The organism is Sporosarcina saromensis (assembly GCF_033253735.1).
Taxonomy (GTDB): Bacteria; Bacillota; Bacilli; order Bacillales_A; family Planococcaceae; genus Sporosarcina; species Sporosarcina saromensis.
The window spans coordinates 118201-142886 of sequence record NZ_JAUBDI010000006.1 but is presented as its reverse complement, the minus strand read 5'-3'; the positions used below and the strand labels follow the sequence as shown (position 1 = coordinate 142886).

General features: G+C 40.5%; 25 protein-coding genes. 12 read left to right on the top strand and 13 right to left on the bottom strand.

Going from position 1 to position 24686, the window contains the following annotated elements:
• Positions 1 to 86: 86 nt before the first annotated feature.
• Entirely contained in the window at positions 87 to 1775 is a 1689-nt protein-coding gene (locus QT711_RS08790; RefSeq protein WP_317943514.1) for a methyl-accepting chemotaxis protein, read from the top strand.
• A gap of 122 nt (positions 1776 to 1897) precedes the next feature.
• On the opposite strand, the gene QT711_RS08785 is transcribed toward QT711_RS08790, so the two are convergent.
• The 6 genes from QT711_RS08785 to QT711_RS08760 form a co-directional block, all read right to left on the bottom strand.
• The gene (locus tag QT711_RS08785) at positions 1898 to 2059 is read right to left on the bottom strand and encodes a hypothetical protein (RefSeq protein WP_317943512.1); all 162 of its coding nucleotides are present in this window, start codon (positions 2057 to 2059) and stop codon (positions 1898 to 1900) included.
• A gap of 45 nt (positions 2060 to 2104) precedes the next feature.
• Positions 2105 to 2350: a hypothetical protein gene (locus QT711_RS08780; protein ID WP_317943511.1), complete on the bottom strand. Its 246-nt coding sequence runs from the start codon at positions 2348 to 2350 to the stop codon at positions 2105 to 2107.
• Positions 2343 to 2924 carry a tetratricopeptide repeat protein gene (locus QT711_RS08775; RefSeq protein ID WP_317943509.1) on the bottom strand — a complete coding sequence of 194 codons (582 nt, stop codon included), beginning with the start codon at positions 2922 to 2924 and terminating at the stop codon, positions 2343 to 2345. The genes QT711_RS08780 and QT711_RS08775 overlap by 8 nt, the downstream gene beginning before the upstream one ends.
• Before the next feature lie 3 nt (positions 2925 to 2927).
• The gene (locus tag QT711_RS08770) at positions 2928 to 3686 is read right to left on the bottom strand and encodes a hypothetical protein (RefSeq protein WP_317943507.1); all 759 of its coding nucleotides are present in this window, start codon (positions 3684 to 3686) and stop codon (positions 2928 to 2930) included.
• Positions 3595 to 4389 carry a hypothetical protein gene (locus tag QT711_RS08765; RefSeq protein ID WP_317943505.1) on the bottom strand — a complete coding sequence of 265 codons (795 nt, stop codon included), beginning with the start codon at positions 4387 to 4389 and terminating at the stop codon, positions 3595 to 3597. Before QT711_RS08765 ends, QT711_RS08770 begins: the two co-directional genes overlap by 92 nt.
• A 130-nt stretch (positions 4390 to 4519) precedes the next feature.
• Positions 4520 to 5563 carry a flavin-containing monooxygenase gene (locus QT711_RS08760; RefSeq protein WP_317943558.1) on the bottom strand — a complete coding sequence of 348 codons (1044 nt, stop codon included), beginning with the start codon at positions 5561 to 5563 and terminating at the stop codon, positions 4520 to 4522.
• Between the two features lie 288 nt (positions 5564 to 5851).
• Here QT711_RS08760 and QT711_RS08755 point away from each other — a divergent pair, with 288 nt between their 5' ends.
• Positions 5852 to 8233, top strand: a complete 2382-nt coding sequence (locus tag QT711_RS08755) for a S8 family peptidase (protein ID WP_317943503.1) — start codon at positions 5852 to 5854, stop codon at positions 8231 to 8233.
• A gap of 595 nt (positions 8234 to 8828) precedes the next feature.
• Here the strand turns inward: QT711_RS08755 and QT711_RS08750 are convergent.
• The 3 genes from QT711_RS08750 to QT711_RS08740 are packed head-to-tail and all read right to left on the bottom strand — an operon-like array spanning position 8829 to position 12357.
• Positions 8829 to 9593: a DUF6339 family protein gene (locus QT711_RS08750; RefSeq protein ID WP_317943501.1), complete on the bottom strand. Its 765-nt coding sequence runs from the start codon at positions 9591 to 9593 to the stop codon at positions 8829 to 8831.
• Between the two features lie 3 nt (positions 9594 to 9596).
• On the bottom strand, positions 9597 to 10442 hold the full coding sequence (locus QT711_RS08745) for a hypothetical protein (protein WP_317943499.1): 846 nt from the start codon (positions 10440 to 10442) through the stop codon (positions 9597 to 9599).
• Positions 10432 to 12357, bottom strand: a complete 1926-nt coding sequence (locus QT711_RS08740; protein WP_317943497.1) for a hypothetical protein — start codon at positions 12355 to 12357, stop codon at positions 10432 to 10434. The genes QT711_RS08745 and QT711_RS08740 overlap by 11 nt, the downstream gene beginning before the upstream one ends.
• A 191-nt stretch (positions 12358 to 12548) precedes the next feature.
• On the opposite strand from QT711_RS08740, the gene QT711_RS08735 reads away from it, so the two are divergent.
• From QT711_RS08735 to QT711_RS08690, 10 genes are all read left to right on the top strand, one after another.
• Entirely contained in the window at positions 12549 to 12980 is a 432-nt protein-coding gene (locus QT711_RS08735; RefSeq protein ID WP_317943495.1) for a very short patch repair endonuclease, read from the top strand.
• Between the two features lie 81 nt (positions 12981 to 13061).
• Entirely contained in the window at positions 13062 to 14321 is a 1260-nt protein-coding gene (gene dcm, locus QT711_RS08730) for a DNA (cytosine-5-)-methyltransferase (RefSeq protein ID WP_317943494.1), read from the top strand.
• Between the two features lie 63 nt (positions 14322 to 14384).
• Entirely contained in the window at positions 14385 to 15776 is a 1392-nt protein-coding gene (locus tag QT711_RS08725) for a Sau3AI family type II restriction endonuclease (protein ID WP_317943492.1), read from the top strand.
• 3 nt (positions 15777 to 15779) lie between these two features.
• A complete protein-coding gene (locus QT711_RS08720; RefSeq protein ID WP_317943491.1) occupies positions 15780 to 16910 on the top strand; it encodes a PDDEXK family nuclease in 1131 nt (376 codons plus the stop codon).
• Positions 16911 to 17076: 166 nt separating this feature from the next.
• Positions 17077 to 18255 carry a formamidase gene (gene fmdA, locus QT711_RS08715; protein WP_317943489.1) on the top strand — a complete coding sequence of 393 codons (1179 nt, stop codon included), beginning with the start codon at positions 17077 to 17079 and terminating at the stop codon, positions 18253 to 18255.
• Between the two features lie 20 nt (positions 18256 to 18275).
• The gene (locus tag QT711_RS08710; protein ID WP_317943487.1) at positions 18276 to 18545 is read left to right on the top strand and encodes a zinc ribbon domain-containing protein; all 270 of its coding nucleotides are present in this window, start codon (positions 18276 to 18278) and stop codon (positions 18543 to 18545) included.
• 118 nt (positions 18546 to 18663) lie between these two features.
• On the top strand, positions 18664 to 19215 hold the full coding sequence (locus QT711_RS08705; RefSeq protein ID WP_317943485.1) for a Uma2 family endonuclease: 552 nt from the start codon (positions 18664 to 18666) through the stop codon (positions 19213 to 19215).
• A 61-nt stretch (positions 19216 to 19276) separates the two neighbouring features.
• Entirely contained in the window at positions 19277 to 19423 is a 147-nt protein-coding gene (locus QT711_RS08700) for a hypothetical protein (RefSeq protein WP_317943484.1), read from the top strand.
• Positions 19424 to 19774: 351 nt separating this feature from the next.
• Positions 19775 to 20212, top strand: a complete 438-nt coding sequence (locus QT711_RS08695; RefSeq protein ID WP_317943483.1) for a hypothetical protein — start codon at positions 19775 to 19777, stop codon at positions 20210 to 20212.
• A 15-nt stretch (positions 20213 to 20227) separates the two neighbouring features.
• On the top strand, positions 20228 to 20608 hold the full coding sequence (locus QT711_RS08690; RefSeq protein ID WP_317943481.1) for a type II toxin-antitoxin system HicA family toxin: 381 nt from the start codon (positions 20228 to 20230) through the stop codon (positions 20606 to 20608).
• A 72-nt stretch (positions 20609 to 20680) separates the two neighbouring features.
• Here the strand turns inward: QT711_RS08690 and QT711_RS08685 are convergent, their stop codons facing one another.
• From QT711_RS08685 to QT711_RS08670, 4 genes are all read right to left on the bottom strand, one after another.
• Positions 20681 to 21532, bottom strand: a complete 852-nt coding sequence (locus tag QT711_RS08685; protein WP_317943556.1) for a dimethylarginine dimethylaminohydrolase family protein — start codon at positions 21530 to 21532, stop codon at positions 20681 to 20683.
• Positions 21533 to 21644: 112 nt separating this feature from the next.
• A complete protein-coding gene (locus tag QT711_RS08680; RefSeq protein WP_317943479.1) occupies positions 21645 to 22043 on the bottom strand; it encodes a hypothetical protein in 399 nt (132 codons plus the stop codon).
• Positions 22044 to 22220: 177 nt separating this feature from the next.
• Positions 22221 to 23525, bottom strand: a complete 1305-nt coding sequence (locus tag QT711_RS08675; RefSeq protein WP_317943477.1) for a D-serine ammonia-lyase — start codon at positions 23523 to 23525, stop codon at positions 22221 to 22223.
• Positions 23526 to 23586: 61 nt separating this feature from the next.
• Entirely contained in the window at positions 23587 to 24447 is an 861-nt protein-coding gene (locus tag QT711_RS08670; protein ID WP_317943475.1) for a D-alanyl-D-alanine carboxypeptidase family protein, read from the bottom strand.
• Positions 24448 to 24686 lie beyond the last annotated feature (239 nt).

The following is a 24686-nucleotide window of genomic DNA, read 5'->3' as shown; positions in this document are numbered from 1 at the left end:
GTAAAATAATACCTCTATTATCCTATTAAATAATAAACTATAATTAGTAGATTAAACATTAACATCATAGGAGGATACTACATTTTATGAAATTTAACGTAGGAAAAAAATTATGGATTGGCTTCACATCCACTTTAATTATCATGATGTTGATAGGCATTTCTGGATTATTCGCACAATCATCTATTGATAAAGAATACCAATATTTAATTAATGATAAAATAAAAAAGGTACTGTTGTTTGAACAATTGTCTGCTAATCAAAATCAGATCGCTAGCTTTCTTAGAGCATACATGTTGTATGATGACGTAACGTATCTGGAAGGCAAAGATAAGATTCTTACTACAGGTGACGAGATTCTAAGTGAACTGGATCAACTAGTCCGCACGGAATCCGCACGCGTCACACTTTCCGAGATTGTACAAGGTAGAGAAAGTTACAATGAAACAACCAAAAGAATGATTCAAGAATTTCAAAATGGTAATCAAGAAGAAGCATTGGTAATTGCAAAAGAATCCGCGGTTTATCAAAATCAGATCTCAAATAATATTGAAGAACTCATCCAACATCAAGTTAGCCAACAAGCCGTTACTGAGCAAGATTTACAGAACTTATTGTCTACAATCCGAATGATTACGATAGGATTAATGATTTTTGCTGTTATCTTGAGCATCGTTATTGCTCGTCTCATTAGCCGTAGTATCGCTCGCCCAGTCAGTACGATGACAACTTCATTGCGACAAATTGCAGACGGGAATTTCGCGATTGAACCTGTCACGATTAAAAATCGAGATGAGATTGGTGACATGGCCAACGCTTTTAATGAAATGGTAATGGATTTGCGTGCAATCATTACAAATACACGAAATTCAGCGACACAACTTGCTGTTCAAGCTGAGGAACTTTCAGCGAGTTCAGAAGAAAGCCTAGCCGCTTCGGAAATGGTTGCTGAAATTGCGGAGAAAAACTTAACTGCTAGTGATTTGCAAGTAAGCATTGTTAATGAATCGACGACCGCAATGGGAGAAATGACATCAGGGATCTTGCGCATTAACGAAGAGAACGCAGAAATGATGCAATCTACTGAGAAAGTTACGAAGCTCGTTCATGAGGGGGCGACGTTAATGAAAGACTTCTCTGAACAAATGCTCTTAATTAGCAAATCAATGGAACATTCCTCGGAAATTATCGGTGACTTGGCGACTCACTCAGAGCAAATTCGTCGCGTAACATCTGTCATTACGGCTATCGCAGAACAAACGAATTTACTAGCATTGAATGCGGCAATTGAAGCTGCACGCGCAGGTGAACACGGAAAAGGATTTGCAGTTGTTGCTGAAGAAGTTCGGAACCTTGCAGAGCAATCTAAACAATCAGCCGTCGAAATTGGCCAAGTGATTGACATGATGATTCAAAACGTAGGAAAAGTCGTTACAAGTACGACAGATGGCAATGAACGTGTAGAAGCAGGTCGTGTCGTGACAGAACAGACGAGAGATGTATTTGAGAAAATCGAATGCGCCTCCACTGAAGTGAGTACGAAAGTGACAACAGTTTCTGCCGCGATTGAACAGATTCGCGTGATGACTGACGAGGTATCCGGTGGTGCTAAACAAGTGCAAGAACTTGCTATACAAGCTGCATCGGAAGCTCAATCTACGAGCGCAGCTACTGAAGAACAACTTGCGGCAAATGAAGAAATTTCTTCAAATGCACAAACGCTCTCTCAATTGGCCGAGAACTTGCAAAGTGATATGAGTAGATTTACGGTTTAGCTTCCCTAAGGGGCAGCGGATAAAAGAAATAGAGGTAATCGGAATAACCCATCAGAGCTACTCTCCGATGGGTTATTTTTCGTTTATACACTAAAAATTGGCCTTGCTCAGTTTAACTTCCGTCACCCGTCCAACAACCAAATCGAAAAAAGTGCAATGACAAAACTGAATACGAAGGCAATGCCCCAATCCACCTTACGTCTTTTACGAAAGAGGAAACTTATAAAGCTACATAAGATGAAATTAATTACGATGAGTACACCTAATGTCAGCATTGTCGCCACGAGAACCCCTCCTTATCAACTTCATTTCCTCGGAAACTACACACGTTAGTTCATCCCACTAATCAACAAATACAAACCTAACGGCAACACACTTACAGCAACTAATCCAACGACCATCCACTTTCCTTTCACCATCCGAACAAAACTATTAAACAAGTTCACACCCATGAGCAAGAATATAAGATAGAAAAACGCATTATTAAAAGTAGCAGGAATGATCAATGCAAAAATACCAATGATTGTTCCATAGTGAATGAATCGCTGAAGCGCAGTATGGTTACCTTTATTCATTCCCATCACTCGCTAGTAACTTTCTTGCAAACACCAATGCCCGCTCCGTCGAATGAATCAAAGCCACATCCCCTTTCTCCATCCTTAACGTCAACGCTCGCCGAAAGCACTCCATCGCTTCGTCAACCTTATGCATTTCCAACAAGCACTTGCCTTTATGTTGCAAAACAAAATCCCTATAAATCGTATCATCCGTTTCTTCACATCGTAACGATGCACGATTGAACATTTCCATTGCTTCCTCATGCCGCCCATCGTATTTCAAAGCCTCTCCAAGGCGAATTAACGTGACAATTTCTCTAGGAGCAGATCGAGAATTCTCAGCATCCAGTAGATTCAATTTCAAATAATGAATAGACATCTTCGGCTCTCCAAGTATCCGATATAAGTTTCCTAGTGTCCCGTATAGAAAAAAGCGTTCGTCTTCATTCGACTTTACCGCTTGTTCTGCAAGGTCGATGACACGACGCAACTGTAACGGATCAGAGGAATGCTCACGTAAAAAATTCTGTTCGTCAAAATAAATCGTCTCTGTTAGCGCAGCAAGTTCTTCTTTCAACGTTTGGATATCCATGCCTTACTCCCCTCGTTCAAGTTGGTCTGCAGACAACCGCCAGATATACTCAACGTTCACGTTGTGATTGATGTAAGAGGTATTTCCGCTCGAACCATTCGATAAAAAGATTTCTTCATGCGCTTCATCATAGGCAATCCATCCTAAATTCAACTCGTATCCTATATTAGAAAATGGATAATACATAGGAGTGTGGGATTTAGGCTGTATGCGTTGAAGTTCTGTGTGATGCTGTTGCCACTCTTTAGGTATTTGCATTACGCCAAAGGGACTCGTTGTCAGTACAACGCTCTCCTCAAGTTGCACCTGAGGATAATAATATTCCTCTCCATTCGATTGCCCGTATCTTCTCTGATTCAGCAAATAAAAGGAAAGGGAAGTTGCATCGTTTTCAGGTCTGAAATTCCACACGAACCAATACGACGATGGATCGTTCTTATCGATTTTCCATAACTTCGGTTCGTTCCCTGTATCCGCAGCCAATACCGTCCATTTATTACGCTTCCACTCCCAGTAACTTAGCCAATACTCATCCTTATTTGTAATAAAAGGAACGACTACGTGCCGTTCATCCAACGTAAGCGTATCTTGAACGGTTTTAATACCTACTCGTGGAACGTCCTTCTGTATCAACTCAACCATTTGCTTTTCATTCGGTAGAACTCCCGGTTTAGAAAAATAAACCAGATAGATGACGAGCGCAAAGGACACGACGAGAAACGAGCCCACTATTGTAAAGATTTTGCGTCTTCCTTTCATCATGTCTCTCCACCCCCTCAATAACAGAAGCATCTAGCCGATAGTAATACTGCTTTTCCTCAGTCGTTAGCAGGATTCCTTTTCCATCCTCTTCAATGAATAGTACCGCGCTTCGTCCACTTCCCCATTTGGGCGCTACTCCAATAAGTTGATAAGGCATTCTTTCACGCTCATTCTCCTCTCGATTCAAATACGTCGCCTCATACCACTCTTCCGTAAAAAACATCTCCGGCTTCATCGACTCCAATTGACTTAACAGATGCTCTTTCTGAATCCCCTCTCCACGAGCAGAAGGATGCAAGTGAATAAGTGATGCATTCTTCACATTTGAAATATACGTGGACGGATCATCTGCAGGGTAAATTGCAGCGTGAATCGGAATGGCGAGCAACGTAGTCACCAGAAAAATATAATTCCCCCAAAACCCTAGCCAAGCATAGGGCCGATACAGCTTCCAACGCCCTTCCTTTCGCCGCAAAAAAGCATACAAAATCCACACACCAAGGGGTAAAAACGCGAACCTCACCAACTCTCCCCATAAAACCACGTTGAATGAGAACGATAAAAGACCTCCTAATATGAATAATACAACGTACCAGCGTTTAGGCTTCTCCACCTGTCGCTTATATACGCGAAGCGCGATGGACAAAATGGCAAGCCAACCAATACAACTTGCTATCAAGGCAATCAAATTGAATGAATTCACCGACATACCCCCATATTTTCTCTCTATCACTCTACTTAGACTCACCACACGAAATACCACTTCATACAATCTTATCCAACAACACAACGGAATTCAATTGAATTTTTAGAATTAATAACACATCTTCACTTCACGAACCACTCTCATTCATATGTGAAACGATATAAGCTGCATCCATACCAACGCCACAAACCAAAGCAGAACCCCGCTGATGCTGCCACGGTAACCCAATGTAATACAATCCTGCAATCGGACTCACTCCCCTATCATGCAGAGGAGATCCATTCGACGAAAGTGCACCTTCAATTTGAATCCAATCGTAGGCAGGAACAAAACCTGTACACCAAACAATGGTTTCAAAATTGCGTTCACTGTTGTCACTAAAAAGCACCTTATCGCCTACAACTTTAACTACTCTAGGTTTAAGATCCACTCTCTTATTATCAATGAACACCTTTAATTCCTTCCCAAAAATCGGGTCCTTGCGCTTTCTAAACCATCTACCTTTTACGGTATCTCTTCCAGCATGCAGCAACCCGATTACATCGAGCCAGTGAAATATCGGTCTACCTAGAAATTGAATCGGCATAAATTTCAGCGGCTGACTGACTGCGAGCGTCACCTCTCTCTCACCAGCTAGTTCAACCGCTATTTGAGCACCTGAATTCCCGCCACCTACAACTAACACCGGGCCTTCTGGTAATTGATCTGGAGAGCGATAAGTTGATGAATGCAGTTGAAACGGTTTGTCTTCTGCACGCACAACGACTGGCGGTATAAACGGTTTTTGGAAAGCACCCGAAGCAATGACAACTCGTTTCGCTTGGATGATTCCTTGATTCGTTTCAATTAGGTAGATACCTCGACGTTTACTCACACTGCTAACTGTCGTATTCAACTTAATCGGTAAGTCATTTTGATTGACGTATTGCTGTAAATAGGTAGCCATTTCGCTCTTCGTAGGAAACCCTTTCGGCCGTCCATTCATCCTCAAACCAGGCAACGCACTATACTTTCTAGGTGTAAATAACACTAACGAATCATAGCGATTTCTCCACGACATCCCAATCTCTTTGTGCCCATCAATCAAAACAAATGAAAGTCCGGTCTGTTTTACATAATACCCCGCCGCAATCCCCGCCTGACCTGCTCCTATGATGACTACATCATATATTTCCATATGTTATTCCCCCAATTTTAGATAAACACTACATTCAAACGGCCGTTTGAATGTAGTGTACTAGACAACGAAAAAACAAGCAAGTGAATCCGCACAACATTTAGTATTGAAGCAATCGACTCTATCCGCCAGAACAAGCTAATTTCTCCATTCCCTACATCCTCTTGACCACCAAGACACAAAAACCTCCATGATTGTCACATCCCATTGAAAATTATGTGAAAAGTACGTATGTTACAAGTAGCGAATTACCATGTCTCGGGAATAAAAGGAGAGCGGATTATGCACAACTTATATGAAACGGCATTGGATAACGAAGAAATTGACATCATTCTTCACTTAACGGAAGAACCCGTAGTTGTACAAAAACGGATGGCGGAAATGAACGGCACCCCTTTCACAACGGAAAACGCAATGCAAATTGAAGCTACTGTGCACGTCCAACAACAGCAAGTGTTCAACGCAATGAAGTCTATGAACATTCCCTTTAAAAAGTTCCATTCATTTAACACCTTGTTAAATGCAATTGCGACAACCATTCCATCAAAAGATGTAAAGAAACTTTGTAACATACAAGACATCCAATTGATTGAATCAAACTTCAAGGTTTTGGCATCAGGTGCGACTTCGACAGACGTTGAGGCATCCTCGGAACATGAAATGGACGCCATTTATTCAGAAGTAAAAGCACTTTGGGCGGAAGGGATAGAAGGACAAGGGGTCAAAGTGGCTGTGCTGGATTCAGGGATTGACAGACACCATCCTGCCATTCAACATGCCTATCGTGGCGGGATGAACTTTGTTGATCAATCAGATCCTGAAAAATACGCACGAACGAGAGATGAAAATGACCCTTCCGAAACATTCCCAGACGAACGTCCTACAGGCGCTCCTGAAAAAGCATCGACGTCTGGCGCACGCTTTGAGACGTATCACGGAACGCACATTGCAGGCATTATTGCAGGTAAAAATGCATTTGGCGTAAAAGGGGTTGCACCGAAAATCGACTTGTACGCCTACCGTATTTTTGGATCCTACACGAGCGGTGACACATCAACCATCTTACGAGCAATTGAAGAAGCAGTCGCACAAAGAATGGATATAATTAATCTTTCATTAAGCGATAATAGCGACATGGAAAACCACGCATTGTCGATTGCCGTAAACAACGCAGTCCTCGCTGGCGTCGTTGTCATTAGTACAGCCGGCAATACCGGATCAGTTCGTGGGTCCGTCCGTGCGCCAGGAACTGCCCGTCTCGGAATTGCTGTCGGCAACTCAACCATCCATGACGAAATTGACAGCTCCAGCTCACGAGGACCTTCACGACCGAATTTTGACATTAAGCCTGATATTTTAGCACCTGGAACAGACATCCTTTCCACGATGCCAAGATACCGTCAAGCTGACGATTATACAGACGCGTTTAAACGCGAGACAGGTACATCCCAAGCAGCACCCTATATCACAGGCGTCGCTGCACTCTTAAAACAAGCCCATCCTGATTGGACGCCATTTGATATTAAAGTGGCCATGGCAAACACTGCAAAAGTACTCGATACGACTGTGTACAACGTATTTGATCAAGGGGCTGGCCGTATTCGACCATATGCAGCGGTTCACCCTACCATTCTCGCTTATGCCCTTGAGGAAATCGATGCAACCGGCGAGGGAGAACTCGTTGAGAATCAAAAAGGGGCTGTGACGTTCGGAGCTGTAACATTATCAGAGGCGATCACCCTTACAAAACCTATGCTTGTGAAGGATATAAAAGGAACTGGTGGGCATTACGACGTCACCGTACACGTCACGCAACCGTTTGACGGTGCAACAATAACTGTCGAACCGCCTTCATTCACACTAGACGGCGAGCAACTGCTCCATGTCACCTTAACAGCTGCCAAAAACGAACAGACGAAATACCGAGATGAGATTCTAGGCTATATCCATATTACGGACCGCGAGCAATCGGTGGACGTATCACTGCCCTTTGCCGCAGACTTTAGCAACGGCGCAACCGTCACGCCAGCCATTGAGGAACTGAGCATAACTCAAAAAGATCTATCGTTTGGCAATGAAGAACAAGCACCTCCAACTGAAATCACATTGTCCATTAACAGTGACTTGTCCTACCCAACCCTAGAAATTACCGACTACTTGTCAAAAGCACCAGTAGACAGCTTGTTCTATGACAACGGATTAAGCCTAGGCACACGCAAATTCCCACTTCTTCACAAGTACACGTCCAGTTGGACAAACGAAGAAGCAACGCTAGCGGACGGCATCTATTCCATCGACTTCACCGGAATGGCAAACGCCGAGCCACTAACCGCAAGCATCGGGCCGATTTTCGTGAAATCGACAAAGCCTGTAATCACTGGAGCAATCCAAGGGGCGACAGTTACTGGACAAGTAACCGACCAGTATATTGATTTTGCGAAATTGATGGATGAACTCAATGAAGGATTTGATGTGAATGAAAAGTTGAATGCGTCTTATCAATTGATGAAGGATGGCAAACCTGGTAAGCCTGTACCGTTTTTGTTGAATGAAGATGGTACGTTTGAAGTTGAGTTGGATGTGCCGGAAAGTGTAAGGGTAACGGTTGTGGATGCTGCGGGGAATCAGGGAGAGAGTTTGTTGGAAAAAGGGGAAAATGTATGAACTGAGAGAGACGGGTCGATCCTCAAAGTTGGATAGTTCTTTACAGGAAAACTCATGCCGTTGTATGTATATATAACAACTAGCTATATTGAAATACAACTATCCTGAGACTACAAGTTCTTTCCAACGACTTGAATAATCACGTTTGCCCCTGTATACTAAGAATAGGTATTGAATAAAATAAAAGAGACCGTCCAATGCTGTTACATTGAACGGTCAATGTAATAGCAGGTTCCCAAAAGGGGATCGGCAGATGAGGAAATAACCTATCCTAACTGAGCCGCTAACTCAAGGATGGGTTATTTTTTATGGTTGAATGACAATAAGGAAGCCTGCACTAAGTAGGTTATGCTGTCGTTGCGACAGGACGTCGATCTCTTAGACTGTCTTCCTTGCTCTGAATGTAAATACGACATTAGTTATTCAAAGACATGCAGAAATACGAGCAAGTAAGTCTTTAACAACATTCATACTTAAGGAAATTCCTTTTTAATATAAGATCTTAATGAACGGCAGGGCCCCAATGATTCGTGCTCTGCCGTTCATGTTATTTGAACCGAACAGAAGCCGGCTGATATATTCTGTTTTTTTCTATTCAAATCAAGACTGCGACCTTATCAAGATTATAAACTTTCTTAATTCTAGCCATAATTATCTCTAATACTTCATCTTCCTTCAGCATATCAAGAATCATTGCACCGCCTAAGATGTTAAGGTACCGGTTCGCCTCTACAAAATGCTCTCGTTTGATTTGAAAGCCTTCGTTTTTAAGTGTTATAAGGGCACGTAAAACTCCTTTTGTAATATTACGATTTGAAGTGAAGTTACTAGAGAAAAAGACAACACACCTAGCTGAAAAATCCGCCGATGAGAAAAACTCTGTTAGCCAGTACGGATCCTCTTTATTTGCTTCATCATCAGTCATATAACCTACCCACCATAGGCGTGCTAACAAATGAACATATAGAGATCGTTTTGCACCATGGGTAAAGAAGAGCGCCGATTGAATTCGTTTGTCATTCTTCTTTTCCAAGTCCATAGATAGGCGGTAATAGCTAAATTCCCGCATTTGCATATGAGCTAATCCAGCCCACAAACGTTCATGAGTAGCTTCTGCCACAGTCAAGTGCTGTAAAGCTTCGTATACAATCTTCACATTCTCAAAGTCGCTCACCAAATAATCGCTATTAAAATTGAAATTTGGTTGCTTGTAGTCAATATCAGACTCAAAAGTAGCGCCTTCTTGAGCAAAATAACCATTAAACCATGTGTTATCTTTACTATAGTAATGTTCCTTATAAGTATCATAATTGACACGTAAGTCTTGTAATGTATTTTCGGATAAGAATTTAATTTTCATCAACTAGTCCTCCTCTTTGATTAGTTTTTCAATTTCTTTAAATGATTTTTCGAGAGGATTTCTTAGGACAAGTTGTACCGCCTGGATAACAGGGACGGTTCCGTCTAACACTTGTGAAAACGGTATATTATTATTATCAAAAATCTGCACAAGAACTTGGTACCACTTATAGTCTTCATATCCTGACGTATCCTCTTTCAATGTGTGAAAGACATCTACTAAACAAGGCGTGAAGACAGTAGCTAAAATTGTGTCTTTTAATCTCGAACCCGCATATTCAGCATACTTGTCATATATTCCTTTTGGCAATTCTATCAGAATTTGATCAGAGCTCATTTGAATGTTCATATGTTCCGATTTCTCCACACGGCGAACAGTTATTATTGATGGTAAATTTTGAGTCTCTGTAGACTCTTCGTGCAAAATAATATCTATCGCTTCTGCAATTGCCAACATATTACCCTTTTCAAATGTTAATGGTAAGTCACGATAAAAGTCATTCAGCTGGATATTTGTATAGTTTTCAATAGTAGTGGTTGCAATGATAAACGGACGAATTTCCATCTTCCCCCGCAGTCGTTGATCGTCAATGTGTGCAGATAAACTCGGCATATTTGATTTAACAATAGAACGATAACTCGTTTGAGGACATTCAATATGCATTACAAATGCCGCATTTCCCTCTTCTATCAGCTTTTTGATACCTTCGTTTTCTAATGTGCAAAACATTTCAAGCTTGACCTGGCCGAAGGACTTTTCGGCTTTAACCTCCACTTCGAATCGAGAAGCTAGATAGTTATCATTTTCTTTATTTAGCACTGGATATGGAAGGTTACTGTTAAACCTCATACAAATCCACCTCCAATACACAGTAGTGTTCATAATCAACTTTCACCATAACAAAAATGTCCTTTTTGCCGACTTTATTCTTGAAACGGACCATATTGCCCGAGATAGTGATGTTATCAATTTGGGATGATTCAATGTCTTTAACTGGTAGTTTAAACTCGCCTTGCTCCCCTAACACTTTAAATTCGAGCCTTCCTCTATCGAATTTTTTCTTCGGTTTAACATTTATCCTATATAAACCCTCTTCTTTATCCAAACAAATGTATCGCGTTTCTATTTCAATAGGCCTGTTCTTCTCTTTCTTTTCCTTACCTTCTTTTTCCGTACCGGTTCCCTCATCAACACTTCCTTGCTGGCCATTGTTATTTCCAGAGCCTCCACCTTGACCAGTGCCGTCTCCTTTGATTTCAGGGGAATGACCTGATTCATCACCTTCAGTAGATAGTCCTGCAGATACTAATTCGTCTAAGAAACTCTCTCCTCCGGTTCTTTTCATTGTTTTTTTCTTCTGCTTTGCTTTTTTCTTTTGTTTCAATTCTTTAATCTTCACCGTAAGTGATTCCCGCTTCTCTTCACCTTCTCCTAAAATAGGTGAATCCGGTAAAAAGTCGCTTAAGCCAATAGCATCCATTGTGTCTGTAGTTTCAACTTGAAACGTTTGCTGGACCGTTTCCCGCACGAACTTTCGCAAATCACTGAATGCCCTTTCCGCTTCTTTAGGGCTTGGTTCATAGCGGTTTGGTTCCCATAATGTATGTGCTGGGTTTTCCATTTTCTTGAATACCTGATTCATATGTCGACCGGTAATAATTAAAATTCCTGTGAATGAAATGCTTCCACTAATCCGGTTTTGTTCGAATAGACGCATTCCCACTTTTCTAGTCATAAGAACACGTCGATTCAAATCGTCACCTTTCATTATGTAAAGGGTAGCCTCTCCTTCTTCAAATGTCCCAATAGTTTTGTATTCCCTTTTGGGCGAAGGTGTTTTTAATGACTTATTAGAAATAAGAACCTCATAATAGGATTTCACGTGACGATATTCTTCCTTTGTCTCATCAAGCGATTGAATTAACTCCCCAAGATTTTCATGAGAGATTACCTCATCCTCGATTCTTACAACCAATTTCTTCTGATGAATAGTAATGAAGAAATTAAATAACACTGAATTTCGAATCTCATTTACCCAATTAGGTTTTGGTTTAAATCCTGCAATATATATATCTGTCCCAGTTTCTGTTCGCTCATAATTTGGGTCTAGATTTAAGAACCCAGGAATTGCTTTGGAGTTTTCGTCGTTTGTGTAATAGCCGGAACCTATGGTTGTTAGCCCCGGTTCTTTCTCAAACGACATGATGTTTGCAACACCAATATGTGATTTGTAGTTTGTCGAATCTAAAGATTCGTAGAAAAGGGTGCGAAGCTTTGAATTTGCGAATGGAGCAGATTTTCCAATTCCAAAACTACCACCAGAACTATCACCTTTATTGGATGAACCCGCCTCGCGAATCAGTGAGCTCCAAGGCGATCCTAATTCTCCTCGCCTTGCTCCTTCCAATCCTTTTGTATTGAAATCACTAATTCGTAAAAATTGAATCTCAGGCTGTTCCATAATTTGTTGTGCTTGTTTGATAAATTGTTCACTTTTATCATTTTTACCAGTCCACGTTCGCTCACATTTTTTATATACTTCGACTAACTCCGTCTGCTGCGGAAACATCTCAGAAGGAATATCAAAAGATTTGAATTCAATAATTACAGGCTTTGTTTCATCCTTTAATGCATCCAATGAATTTTGACATATCTCACGAGTTAATGAATCAAGTTCATTACCACGAAATGTTTCAATACCCGCATTGTTGATTGAATTAATTAATCCCCCTGAAGTAGCAGGAAAATTCCAAAATGAATTCATATAAAAATCCCCCTTACAGGTTATGTCTCTATTTATATTCGCTAGTTTAGATACTTATTAACCAGTGCAATTTTATTATAACAGTATTGTATTTTTAGTTCCAAATAACTTCTATTATTTGTAAATATTCGAACTTCATATTGTTTGCTTTCTTCCATATCGGGAATCCTAATTGAAAAAGGATGAAAATCATGGCTGACATCATGTCCAAAGAGCAGCGGAGCAAGACGATGAGTAAAATCAAAGCAAAATCCAAACTTGAGGATATGTTTGCAAGTGCCTTATGGAGAAAAGGCCTACGTTTCCGCCGTAATGTCAGGTCTTTGAAAGGAACACCCGATATAGCTATAAAGAAATACAAAATTGTCATATTCGTCGATTCTTGCTTCTGGCACGTTTGTCCAGAACATTTCAAGCGCCCTAAAAGCAATGAGGAGTTTTGGGACAAGAAATTCAAACGAAACGTCGAAAGGGATTCGGAAATTTCGGATTATTATTCGAGTATGAACTGGCATGTAAAAAGAGTATGGGAACATGAGATTAGAGGAAATATCGATAAAGCAGTTCAGAATACTATGGAATTCATAAACGCAGTAAAATCCCAAGAAAATAACTCAATTTAATCTGGAATATTTTCATTTAGATCTTGATCTTTTCATCTAAATAGGTTATAATAAAGAAAATAACCGAAAGGGTGTTCGAAAATGTCTGACAGTAATTCTCTAAAGGTAATTGAATTATTCGCTGGCGTAGGCGGGTTTCGAAAAGGATTAGAGCAAGCCAACTCCCGTCTTTTCGACGTCGTTTGGGGTAATCAATGGGAACCTTCCCGTAAAGCACAAGATGCATTTAATTGTTATGCTGGCAACTTCTCTAGTGGTGAACACAGCAATCAAGATATAGCAACAGTACCAAATGAATTTTTTCAAGACGTTTCTCCTGATTTAGTTGTCGGAGGGTTTCCTTGCCAAGACTACTCTGTAGCCAGAACATTATCTGGAGAAAAAGGAATACAAGGTAAAAAAGGAGTACTCTTTTGGGAAATCAAAAGAATACTGGAAAACGGAAATCCTAAATATGTACTTCTGGAAAACGTTGATAGACTGCTCAAATCTCCATCTTCACAACGAGGAAGAGATTTTGCTGTCATGCTTGCAACATTCCGTGATTTAGGATATGTCGTGGAATGGCGAGTAATTAATGCAGCTGAATATGGTTTAGCACAAAGAAGAAGAAGAGTTTTCATTTTTGCCTATAAAAATGGTATCCCTTTTGACATCAACCAACGTGAATTGGACAAAAATGAAATAATTTTCAAGGAAGGATTTTTCGCAAAGTCATTCCCAGTGGAAGTGGAACCTTACAAAGAACGCATTTCTGCAGACTTCCTTCCAGAAGATATTATTGAAATCTCTGATGAGTTTTCATTCAATTTCCATACAGCCGGAATCATGAGAGATGGCAAGATATTTACTGCTCATGTCGCACCCATGCAAAAGAAACCCACTGTGCTGAGGGATATCTTGATTGATGAAGAACTTGTAGAGGAAAAGTATTATCTGACACCAGCCGAAGAAGAAAAGTTCAAGTATTTAAGAGGACCAAAGAAAATTGAGCGAACGTCTGCAGATGGTCATAAATATAACTTCTCCGAAGGTGGAATGTCTCCTACTGATGATTTGGACAAGCCCGGAAGAACAATGTTAACAAGTGAAGGCTCTATCAATAGAAGTACTCACATTGTCGAAGTGAACGGCAAGAAACGCTTCCTAACACCAATCGAATGCGAAAGGCTGAATGGATTCCCAGACAATTGGACCGCCGGAATGTCTGATCGTATGAGATATTTCTGTATGGGGAATGCCCTTGTCGTAGATTTAATTAAAATTATGGGACAACGAATTGAAGAAATTGAAAGAGCAAGTCAACCGACTGATATACAATTAAACTTTTCTTTCAGCTGATACATCTGTATCAGCTTTTTCTTTATGGTAGAATACTGGTAAGAAGCACAGGGGGGATGAGAATTGTTATATCAAAGTGAAAAAGAATTGTTATATAAGGCTCAGCAAGCCGAAGGAAAAACATTTGGTGAAATAGATAAGAGCGGGAGAGTTCAAAATGAACGTTCTAAAGGACACTTAGGTCAGATTATCGAGGAAAGCTTCTTTGGATATCAGGTAAACTCTAATAGCGAAGCTGATTTTGCAGATTTAGGTATTGAGTTGAAAGTCACCCCAATCAGGAAAAATAAAAATGGGACTCTGTCTGCAAAAGAGAGATTAGTTTTGAACATTATCAACTATATGGAGGAATCCACTACCACCTTTGAAACTTCTAGCTTTTGGAGAAAAAACAAAGAGTTATTGTTAATGTTTTATGAATGGATTCCAGAAATAAGAAGAGCTGATTATAGGATTATTAAAAGTTATCTTCATAGATATGCTGAAGAAGACTTGGAAATCATAAAACAGGACTGGCAACTAATTAATGAGAAGATTAGAAAAGGGCTTGCACATGAACTATCTGAAGCGGATACGAACTACCTTGCAGCTTGCACAAAAGGAGCAAATCGGAGCTCATTACGAGAACAGCCTTTTAGCGAAGTGCCCGCCATGCAACGAGCCTACTCACTAAAACAGAGTTATATGACTGCTTTAGTTAGAAAAATTATTTTAAATAAAGAATTAATTTCCATTGCATCTCCTCATGAATTAAAACAGAGAACATTACTCCAGATACTTAAGGATAAATTTAAACCTTTTATTGGTAAAAATCTAAATGAACTTTCTTATAGTCAAGGGATTAGTATAAATTATAAATCAAAAAGTTTTCTACAAATATTTGTCAGCAACCTTCTTGGTATCAAGGGCACTAAACTTGATGAAATTGATGAATTTGTAAAAGCTAATATCCAATTGAAGACTGTACGCCTTGAACCCAACGGCAGACCCGAGCAACATATGTCATTTAAAAATATCGATTTAATGAAATGGGCAGTTGAAGATTGGGAAAACAGCTGGTTATACAACTACTTTTCTGAAACAAAAATATTGTTTGTTGTCTTTCAGTATAAAGAAACAAAAAAGCAAAACCCGAATCGAAAACTTTACTTTAATGGTATAAAACTATGGAACATGCCTCCAGGTGAGATCAATGGGCGTTTGAAAACATTTTGGTCAGACGTTCAAATTTTGATTAATAATGGAATACATCTAGAACCAAAAATTCAACGTAAAAGAATAATCATAGCTAATAATCTTCCAAAGCCAAAATCGAATGGATTATGTCATATTCGACCAAAAGGGAGAAACGGTAACGATAGGGTCCCTCTTCCTGACGGGAGAATGATTGCAAAGCAATCCTTTTGGCTAGATAGAGAATGGGTAGCTAGTATTTTAAAAGTCGATGAGGTGTAGTATATGGCTGGTTATATTTTCAACTTAAACAATGAAAGTTCATTGGAATACAGTATGCAGAATGGAGTTTATAGTACGTTGATGAAATTACCAGATACCGCATACTGGCGAGTCAACCACGAAGGAACATTCGCTGATTACATGACTATGTCAGAAGGAGATAATGTTTATTTCTTTTTCCAAAGGAAAATTTATGGCATAGGAGAACTAATAAACATAAAAGGAAATAGTAAATTCCTTAATTTCCCCTCATCCGATTTACCTACTGACTTTGACTATAGTGTTTTACGCAACAAGATGATTTTAAGTAACTCTGACGAGAACATTAAAAATAGAATGTTATGCACCTTTAAGGGATCCCCTCATTTTTTTAAGAAAGGTGTAGATATGGATGAAGTACTATCATCAAATCCTGATAGCTTTAAGATGCTTAGAGCATTCTGGAAACGCTCATTCATTAAAATTGACCATAAAGAAAATAAAGCTTTGCTCGATATAATACTTAAAAATAACGAAGAGAATCTAATAACCTCCAACAATATATATCACGAAACCGATACATTAAAAAACCGAATAATAAATATTGTAAATGATAATTATTTTGTTCGTTCTGAAAATATACTAAATTGCTGTGTTAACTCTGATGGAAGTATCGGACATGAGATGGCTTTAGAAGCTGGTGTTTTGGATTATATTTACAACAAAAAAACAAGTGTTTTTGGTGAATGGGATTATTTAACCCATCAAGTCATTGCATCGCCGTTTAAACCTATTGACTACATGGACAAAATGGACGTCTTTGGGTATAGATTTATCAAAGGTTTTAATACGATATCCAAGTATCTTGTTATTGAAATAAAAAGAGGAGTAGCTGATAAAGAAACTGTAAGCCAACTGATGAAGTATGTAGATTGGGTCAACCAAGAATATAGTTACGGTGACTATAATATGATAGAAGCCTTTGTTGTTGCCAATCACTTCCCAGACGAAGTAAAAGACTTCAAAAATATCTTCGGTAAACGTAAATTCACTAAAGGGACAAGACCCGCACAATCTTTAGAATGGAGTAACCTGAGATTAATAGAATACTCATTTGACATTACTTCTAAGCAATTGAATTTTTATGAAATATAATCCCTTTAACTAAATATTTATATCATTTATTAAGCACTTTTGAAGATTCAACTCAATATACCAAAATCCTTATTTAGACATTATGGAAAATTCCTATCTATTTGACTTATTACTATGTTATTGGTAGGATGAAAGCGCATTCAAAACTAGGATTGGGGGAAGGATTATGGCAAAAACGATGTATGCGTTGGATTTGAGTAAGCCGATGGAGGAGCAGGCACATCCGGGACACAATCGGTGGCATCCGGATATACCCGCAGCTTTTTCTGTAGACCCTGGAACGTCTTTTAGGATGGATTGCAAGGAATGGACCGATGGACAAATTCAAAATAACGATAGTGCGGAAGATGTACGAACCGTTAATTTGACGCGTGTCCATGTATTAAGTGGTCCGGTGTATGTGAATGGTGCAGAGCCTGGTGATTTGCTCGTTGTTGATATTTTGGATATTGGAGCACATCAGGGGTATGAGTGGGGTTTTAATGGGATTTTCGCAAAGGAGAATGGTGGTAGTTTCTTAGTCGATCATTATCCAGAGGCGGCTAAATCGATTTGGGATTTTGAAGGGATTTATACGACTTCCCGTCATGTGCCTGGCGTTAAATTTGCAGGGTTGATTCACCCAGGACTCATTGGAGTTGCGCCTTCTATGGAACTATTGCAGAAATGGAATGATCGCGAGCAGAAGTTAATTGATACAGATCCAAACCGTGTTCCTGCTCTAGCAAACGCACCTACTTCTGAAAGTGTCGTACTCGGAAATTTAAAAGGCGCTGAATTTGATCGAATTGCAAAAGAAGGTGCTCGGACAGTGCCACCACGGGAAAACGGTGGAAACTGTGATATTAAAAACCTATCAAAAGGTTCGAGAATTTACTTCCCGACTTTCGTTGAAGGAGCCAAGTTATCTGTTGGAGATCTTCATTTCTCACAAGGGGACGGGGAAATTACGTTCTGTGGCGGAATCGAGATGTCCGGTTGGATTGAGCTAAAAGTAGATATTATTAAGGGCGGCATGGAAAAGTACAAGATTGAAGAGAATCCTGTATTCCAGCCTGGTCCTGTTGAACCAAATTATAATGATTTCCTTGTCTTCCAAGGAATTTCTGTAGATGACCGCGATGGCAGCCAACATTATTTAGATGCCAATCTTGCTTATCGAAATGCTTGTTTAAACGCCATTGAGTATTTAAAAACGCTCGGGTACACGGGCGAACAGGCGTACATGTTGTTGAGTACCGCACCTGTTGAGGGGCGCATTAATGGGATTGTGGATATTCCAAATGCGTGCTGTACAATTGCGATTCCTACACAAATTTTCGATAAAGACATTCGACCTAAGTGATTGAATGAGGAGGGTTAGCCTTGCCTAGTTATACATTCCGATGCGAGGACTGTGGAGACTTTACATTATTCTTTAAATCCATGTCTGGCAATAAAGAAACGGCTGAATGCCCTCATTGTCATGCTGTTGGGACACGCGTATTTCTCGCACCAAATCTCCACAAACTTTCTAGAGCCGTCAGTTCTAGAATTGAAAAAGGAATGGAGCCCCAACGAATGACACGGAACGAGTTAGGCCCTAAGCAGCCTAAAAAGAAGAAAAAGATGAATCGGCCTTGGCAAGTTGGTTGATTGGACAAGCTATTGGAAATCCACGGAGCATTCGTTTGTTCCTGTGGATTTTTTGTTTATTTCAGAAAGGTTGCTTGGTTTGTGGTAAAATGGAGGCAAACTTGAGGTGGTGAATTGGATGACGGAGACGGACTCTACACATAAATTCATGATTAAGGAAGTCAGTCACTGGGATGGACAATGGGAACTGATTGATGGTGTTCCGTTCAATATGACACCAGCACCATCAGCGACACATCAACGGATTGTGGGCGAGTTGTTTTTTGCTTTGCGAAGTTATTTCGGTACAGATGGATGCGCAGTATTTATCGCTCCTTTTGATGTACAATTGGATAAATCAGATGATTATACAATCGTACAACCTGATGTATCTGTATTTTGCAGGAGGGAACTAATTTGTGAGCATCGGGCAATTGGATGTCCTGATCTACTTGTTGAAGTTCTTTCACCTTCTACGGCGCTCAAAGATCGAAATCAAAAATTCAAGTTGTTTGAACGTAGTGGTGTCCAAGAGTTTTGGATAGTCGATGCGCACAATCAAACAGTTGAAGTATATGGTCTGTCTGAACGCCGTTATCGTGAGCGTGCAGTTTTCGGACATTCGGATACATTACGTTCCTTCCTTTTCCCTGATTTAAAAATTGAGTTAAAGCGTATTTTATTTGCTTGAGCTTGTATAGTCCATACCGTCCTGGACACGCTAACCGTAAACAGGATAAGAGTGGTGGATGATGATGCCGGACCGTGTGCCGCTTGCAGAGTTAAATGCTGAGCAGTTGAAATTGTTGAGTGATTTTGAGGATGAATTGGGCGTAACATTAATCGCCTATGAAAGTTCCATGCATGAGACGAATCATATTGTGGAATCGGATGTTTAATGAGCAAGGGCTATCAGTTTGTAGCCCTTTTTTGTTGATCAACAAGAAAAGTCGATGTTTCGTTTTTCGCATCACAGGTACGGATACAGTTATCACCTTTTTGGTCGTTTACCACCGATTCGGATGCTGTTACCACCGTTTCTCCGCCCTTTACCACCGATTCGAACATTTACACCAACTTTCCCGCTCCTCTTCCTACAGTACTTCATTGCAACTAAACGACTAGAAAGTTCCCAATCACGCTTTCCAATGAAACATTTTTCAAGCAGCAATCGTTTTAATTATTAGACAATCCCTTTAGAAGGCGTGAGAAAAATACATACAGACCTACTTTTTTATAAAATACATAAAATGACGGCAGAACCGAATGATTATGTTTGTTGGGCAATTGGTCTGCTTGAAAACAACCAAACTTCTCCCTCTTTACTTATGCTCGCTTCTTTACGTACACGAATTAATCCGTTTGAAGTGGAAAACTACTTTCATCGGGCCGTTCGTGAATTAGCGATACAGCGCCCCACCATTGAAGCATGCAATATTCAGGTTACGCGTTGTTTATTATCAAAAATTGTTGAAGAAAACGAGAAAGCATTTGACCACGCATCCACGCTCTATCAAGTCTTGCGTGATGATTTTCCTGATGCTGATTCTGCTACTTGGTTTGCGTTGAGCGAACTCATAGATGATTACCGTTATGGGGATAATAGTGAGAAGTTGACGGAAGATGAACTCATTAGAAGGATTGTCGAGAAAGCGAAAGAACAGTTAGATGCAATGGATCGTGAATGAAAGGAGTGACTGATCGTGAGAAAAATTGTACTATTGTTAGCACTGATAACCGTCGTCATTGGTGTTGTTGTGTATATGAATCGGTTTCCAGCTCTCCCTTTTGAAGGAGCGAAAGGAAAAGAGGTTATTGAAGTACTTGAACGCTCTGAAGATCAATTGGTGAAGGTCGGTGAGGATGAAGCTAATTTTTGGTATATGACACGAAATGGATATAACGGAACGGCCGGTGTCGATGCAGAGGTGAAGGCGTTGCTTGAAAGAGATGGTTGGGAATTCGTTGAGAAAGGTGGCAGCGGTCTATTTTTTACGAAAGACGATGAACGCTTAATCGCCACGACTCAAATGTGGACGAGTGATTATGTACTTGTGAAGATACCGAACGCATTTCCGCAGTAAATCAATAATCGCCATCATACTGTAACCCGCGCGAAGCTACAACTTTCCGCGGGTTACAATTTGATTCATTTGTCATTCCCGTTCTAACGGCATTGAGCAACAACGGAAAGAGCCTCCGGATTTGATGATTTCGGAGAAGTCAATTTCGATGACTTCAAATCCGTGAGTGCGCATCGCTTTGTTTACTTCTTTGTTTTGAGGTTGGCTAAATACTTTGCCGTCCCCGATGGATAATACATTTGTACCGAGTGTAAACTGTTCCTCTTTTGACACTTCGATGCATGTGTATTTCTCCGTAAGCATCTCGACCATTTCTGCTGGCAAGGCTTCAGGGAAAATGAGTGCTGTCGTTGGTGATAGAATGTTGAACACGCAATCCAGATGCAAGTATTTTTCATCAAATGGTACGCGGATAATTTGGTGATTGGGCAAATCGCGTTGTAGATTGCGGACAGCTTGGTCAGATGTACGACTGCTAATACCTACGTACACCTTGTCGCCATCAACAATCACATCACCACCTTCTACCCGATCGACTGTTGTTTGGTAGTCAATATTTTCTTCTTCCAGAAACTCTTCTAACGCTTCCTCTTCGCCTTTTCGGATGTCACTTGCCATCTCGGCAACGAACACTTCATCACCCACTGTGAATCCGATATCACGCGTGAATACTTGTTCCGGGAATTTTTCGGATGCGGGCAGTGTAATGACTTCCACGCCATGCTCCCGTAACAGTTTTTCAAATTCTTTATGTTGTTTCATCGCAATTTCGACGTCAATGTTTTCGTCTTTGTACTTTTCTTGTACGTCATTGATGACGTCTTCTATTGCCATGTATTTTGGTTGGCATATGATCACTCGCTTTAATGCATCATACTCTGTGTTGCATTGGGTTGCTGATTTATCTTCCACTGGGGAGCTCATCGTTTCATCCTCCACATCTATTTTTCTCTCCATACTGTTATTCCCTATCCAGATTGAAGTAAACGTTTTGAATCCATTTAAAAAGGACCCAAAGCAGAGGTCCTTTCAGCGTTTATTTCTCTTCACGTTCCAACTCTTTGTAGTAAGTGTCTACGATTGGATGAATGTCTGGATTGGTGTCATAGTAGGTGTCCCCAATTTGATGTAAAGTAAATTTGAATTCTGTTTGACCGTCAATAAGCGTAATCGCATAACGCCAGCCAACGCTGCCTTCTTGGTTTTCTTGAGGTGAATACTCAATATATTTTACTCGGGATAAGAAATCATCAATTTGCTGTTCGTCAACCATTTCTTTTGAGTAGCCCGTCGAACCGTCTTGGATGATGACTTTATCGACGTGTTCGATATTTGCGTCTTTAAAGAACGCTTCTAGCTTTTGTGTTTTTGCATCTGAACATGCTGACAAGAGACATAAGCTTAACAAAAGTATGGCTAAGACATCATTTTTCACACGAGCACCTCCAGCATACGTACTTAATGAGTAGACGAATGATTGCGGAATTTCGTTACAGATTCTTTACGTTGCTGGAAGAGATGAAAGTTAAGCTTCTGATGGCACTGTTAGACAATAATTTTTGTTTTCCGTAAATTATTTCCCTTATCTTGTCGATTTCCCGGGAAATAGCGATTATTTCCTGCCAATTCCGTAGTATATATCCATTTCGGTTTCTGGGACCATGCTTCCGCCTGTTGCCCACACAAGGTGAGTCGCTGATGATGAAGCAGCATTTTGTATGTCGTTTTGTATTGTGTGAATGGGGCCTGTCATGCCCGCTAATGCAGAAGGTTCTAGGCGGATTCCCTCTGTGTCTGCCGTCATTGTCAGAAGTTTGAACATCGTGTCGTCTGAAATGGTGTAGCATCCTGCAAGAAGCGGTTCCATCTTTTTACCGACAAATCCTGACGGTGTGCCAACAGCGAGTCCATCCGCTGCAGTATGATTGTCTAATCCGAAATCTGCGACAGAAACTTTATCGTGAAGCTGTGTCATCATTCCGATTGTCATGCATGGCGCGTTTGTCGGCTCAGCAAAGAAGCAGTGGACATTGTCTCCAAATTGCACTTTTAATCCGAAGGCAACGCCGCCAGGTCCTCCACCAACTCCACATGGCAAGTAGACGAATAGTGGATGATCCGCATCTACAACTCTTCCTTGTTCTTTTAATTGCGCAGCTACCCGTTCCCCCGCAACAGCGTATCCAAGGAACAAGTCGAGCGAGTTCTCATCATCGACGAAATGACATAAAGAATCCGATTCCGCTTGGCGTCTACCTTCCTCAACCGCTTTACTGTAATCGTCTGCGTATTCAACAACTGTAACTCCTTTTTCACGCAATAAGTCCTTCTTCCATTGTTTTGCATCTGCGGACATATGCACGGTGACATTGAAGCCGAGCTGCGCACTCATGATACCGATGCTCAATCCAAGGTTACCTGTCGAACCAACGGCAATTTTATGTTTGGCAAAGACATTACGGAATGCGGGTTCTGCGAATTTTGTGTAATCGTCTTCCGGTGTGATCAGTCCATATTCTATGGCAAGTGTTTCAGCATGTTTTAATACTTCGTAGATTCCACCACGCGCTTTGATGGATCCTGAAATTGGTAGTGCGTTGTCTTGTTTTAATAGTAATGTACCTGGTACTTCTGTGTTATATGCACGAGCAAGCGCTTGCTTCATATCTGCAATTTCTGTTAACGGAGATTCAATAATGCCCTTCGCTTCAGTTGTTTCAGGAAAAATCGCTTGTATGTACGGGGCAAACCGTTGTAAACGATCACTTGCATCTTTGACGTCTTTGATTGAAATGCCGGATTGCTCAATACCGTTCGCACTGTTTCCGTTTAAAGGGTTTACCCAAAGGACTTCCTTTTTATCGACGATTTGTTGAAGAAGCGGCAATTTCTTAATCCATTGTTCGGTTTGTAGCATGTTATAGACCCCTTTGCTATGTGAATGATTTGTTTCAGTATAGCATGCAGCGGCGAACTTTTTATTTATTCAACACATACGAATCAATTAATTCACGTGTTAAATCAAATCGGGGTGTCGTCGTGTCTTTACCATCCGCTTCGACACCGATGACGACGGTAATAATGCGCTCTCCATTAAATATTCCGGTACTCGCAAAGCACGATTCGGCAATTTCCGTGTAACCTGTTTTAAGTCCATCCAAACCCGGCATTGCTTCAGGCATCCCAGGAAGCATGAGGTTTGTAGACCATCTCTTCACACCTTCATCAGTTGTGAAATCGGTCATACGTGTGAATTCCAGAATCTCCGGATGCTCGTTGAGTACTGTTCGGGCAATAGCAGCGACATCTCGTGCAGTAGCTTGATTGGTCTCGTCTGCATCCAACCCTGTCGCATTGACGAAGTGTGTGTGTTTTAAACCTAACTGCTTGGCACGCTTGTTCATCTCAGCGACAAATGCTTCTTCAGAGCCGCTAACCATTTCAGCGAGTGCTATTGTTGCGTCATTTGCGGAAATGACCGTCATTGCTGTGAATAATTCTCTCACGGTGTATGTGGAGTTTGTGTCCATCCCTAATTTCACGGCATGCCGGTCTTGGTTCATTGCTACTGCGGATGGCTCGTACTTGTCATCCCAAGATAGATCGTTATTGGCGAGTGCCTCTAAAATAATATATTGTGTCATCAGTTTTGACATGCTTGCGATAGGAAGTGCTTGTTTGCTGTTTTTTTCATACAATACCTTTCCTGATTCATTCATAACAATTGCAGCCTTTGCATCGTAACTTAAAGGAACTGCTTCCTTTTTCGACGTTTTATCGTTCAAGAAAAACAATGCCGCTCCCACAACGGCTACTAAAATGAGTGCTCGTTTTTTCATAGAATCCCACCTTTTTCGTAGTGTTTTTATTGTCTACAATGAAGATGAAGATTTATGCATCTTATTTCTGAAGATTTACTGAAGATTTTCATTGCTAGGCATGCAGTCTAAGTGCACACACCACCTTGCCGCATGCAGAATATTCTAAGTATACAACGTCAATGATGGTGGTGATTTAGTATTTCCAGTCATCATAATGGTGAAACGATACTATATTGTGATGAGGACCAATTTATTTT

Bases quoted from the DNA above. Each gene is read 5' to 3' on its own strand.
- QT711_RS08775 (WP_317943509.1), bottom strand. From the start codon at position 2,924: ATGGATATCCAAACGTTGAAAGAAGAACTTGCTGCGCTAACAGAGACG.
- QT711_RS08675 (WP_317943477.1), bottom strand. From the start codon at position 23,525: ATGCTACAAACCGAACAATGGATTAAGAAATTGCCGCTTCTTCAACAA.
- QT711_RS08685 (WP_317943556.1), bottom strand. From the start codon at position 21,532: ATGAGCTCCCCAGTGGAAGATAAATCAGCAACCCAATGCAACACAGAG.
- fmdA (WP_317943489.1), top strand. From the start codon at position 17,077: ATGGCAAAAACGATGTATGCGTTGGATTTGAGTAAGCCGATGGAGGAG.
- QT711_RS08695 (WP_317943483.1), top strand. From the start codon at position 19,775: ATGACGGCAGAACCGAATGATTATGTTTGTTGGGCAATTGGTCTGCTT.
- QT711_RS08770 (WP_317943507.1), bottom strand. From the start codon at position 3,686: ATGATGAAAGGAAGACGCAAAATCTTTACAATAGTGGGCTCGTTTCTC.
- QT711_RS08700 (WP_317943484.1), top strand. From the start codon at position 19,277: ATGATGCCGGACCGTGTGCCGCTTGCAGAGTTAAATGCTGAGCAGTTG.
- QT711_RS08750 (WP_317943501.1), bottom strand. From the start codon at position 9,593: ATGAAAATTAAATTCTTATCCGAAAATACATTACAAGACTTACGTGTC.
- QT711_RS08755 (WP_317943503.1), top strand. From the start codon at position 5,852: ATGCACAACTTATATGAAACGGCATTGGATAACGAAGAAATTGACATC.
- QT711_RS08670 (WP_317943475.1), bottom strand. From the start codon at position 24,447: ATGAAAAAACGAGCACTCATTTTAGTAGCCGTTGTGGGAGCGGCATTG.
- QT711_RS08780 (WP_317943511.1), bottom strand. From the start codon at position 2,350: ATGAATAAAGGTAACCATACTGCGCTTCAGCGATTCATTCACTATGGA.
- QT711_RS08790 (WP_317943514.1), top strand. From the start codon at position 87: ATGAAATTTAACGTAGGAAAAAAATTATGGATTGGCTTCACATCCACT.
- QT711_RS08745 (WP_317943499.1), bottom strand. From the start codon at position 10,442: ATGAGGTTTAACAGTAACCTTCCATATCCAGTGCTAAATAAAGAAAAT.
- QT711_RS08705 (WP_317943485.1), top strand. From the start codon at position 18,664: ATGACGGAGACGGACTCTACACATAAATTCATGATTAAGGAAGTCAGT.
- dcm (WP_317943494.1), top strand. From the start codon at position 13,062: ATGTCTGACAGTAATTCTCTAAAGGTAATTGAATTATTCGCTGGCGTA.
- QT711_RS08735 (WP_317943495.1), top strand. From the start codon at position 12,549: ATGGCTGACATCATGTCCAAAGAGCAGCGGAGCAAGACGATGAGTAAA.
- QT711_RS08740 (WP_317943497.1), bottom strand. From the start codon at position 12,357: ATGAATTCATTTTGGAATTTTCCTGCTACTTCAGGGGGATTAATTAAT.
- QT711_RS08720 (WP_317943491.1), top strand. From the start codon at position 15,780: ATGGCTGGTTATATTTTCAACTTAAACAATGAAAGTTCATTGGAATAC.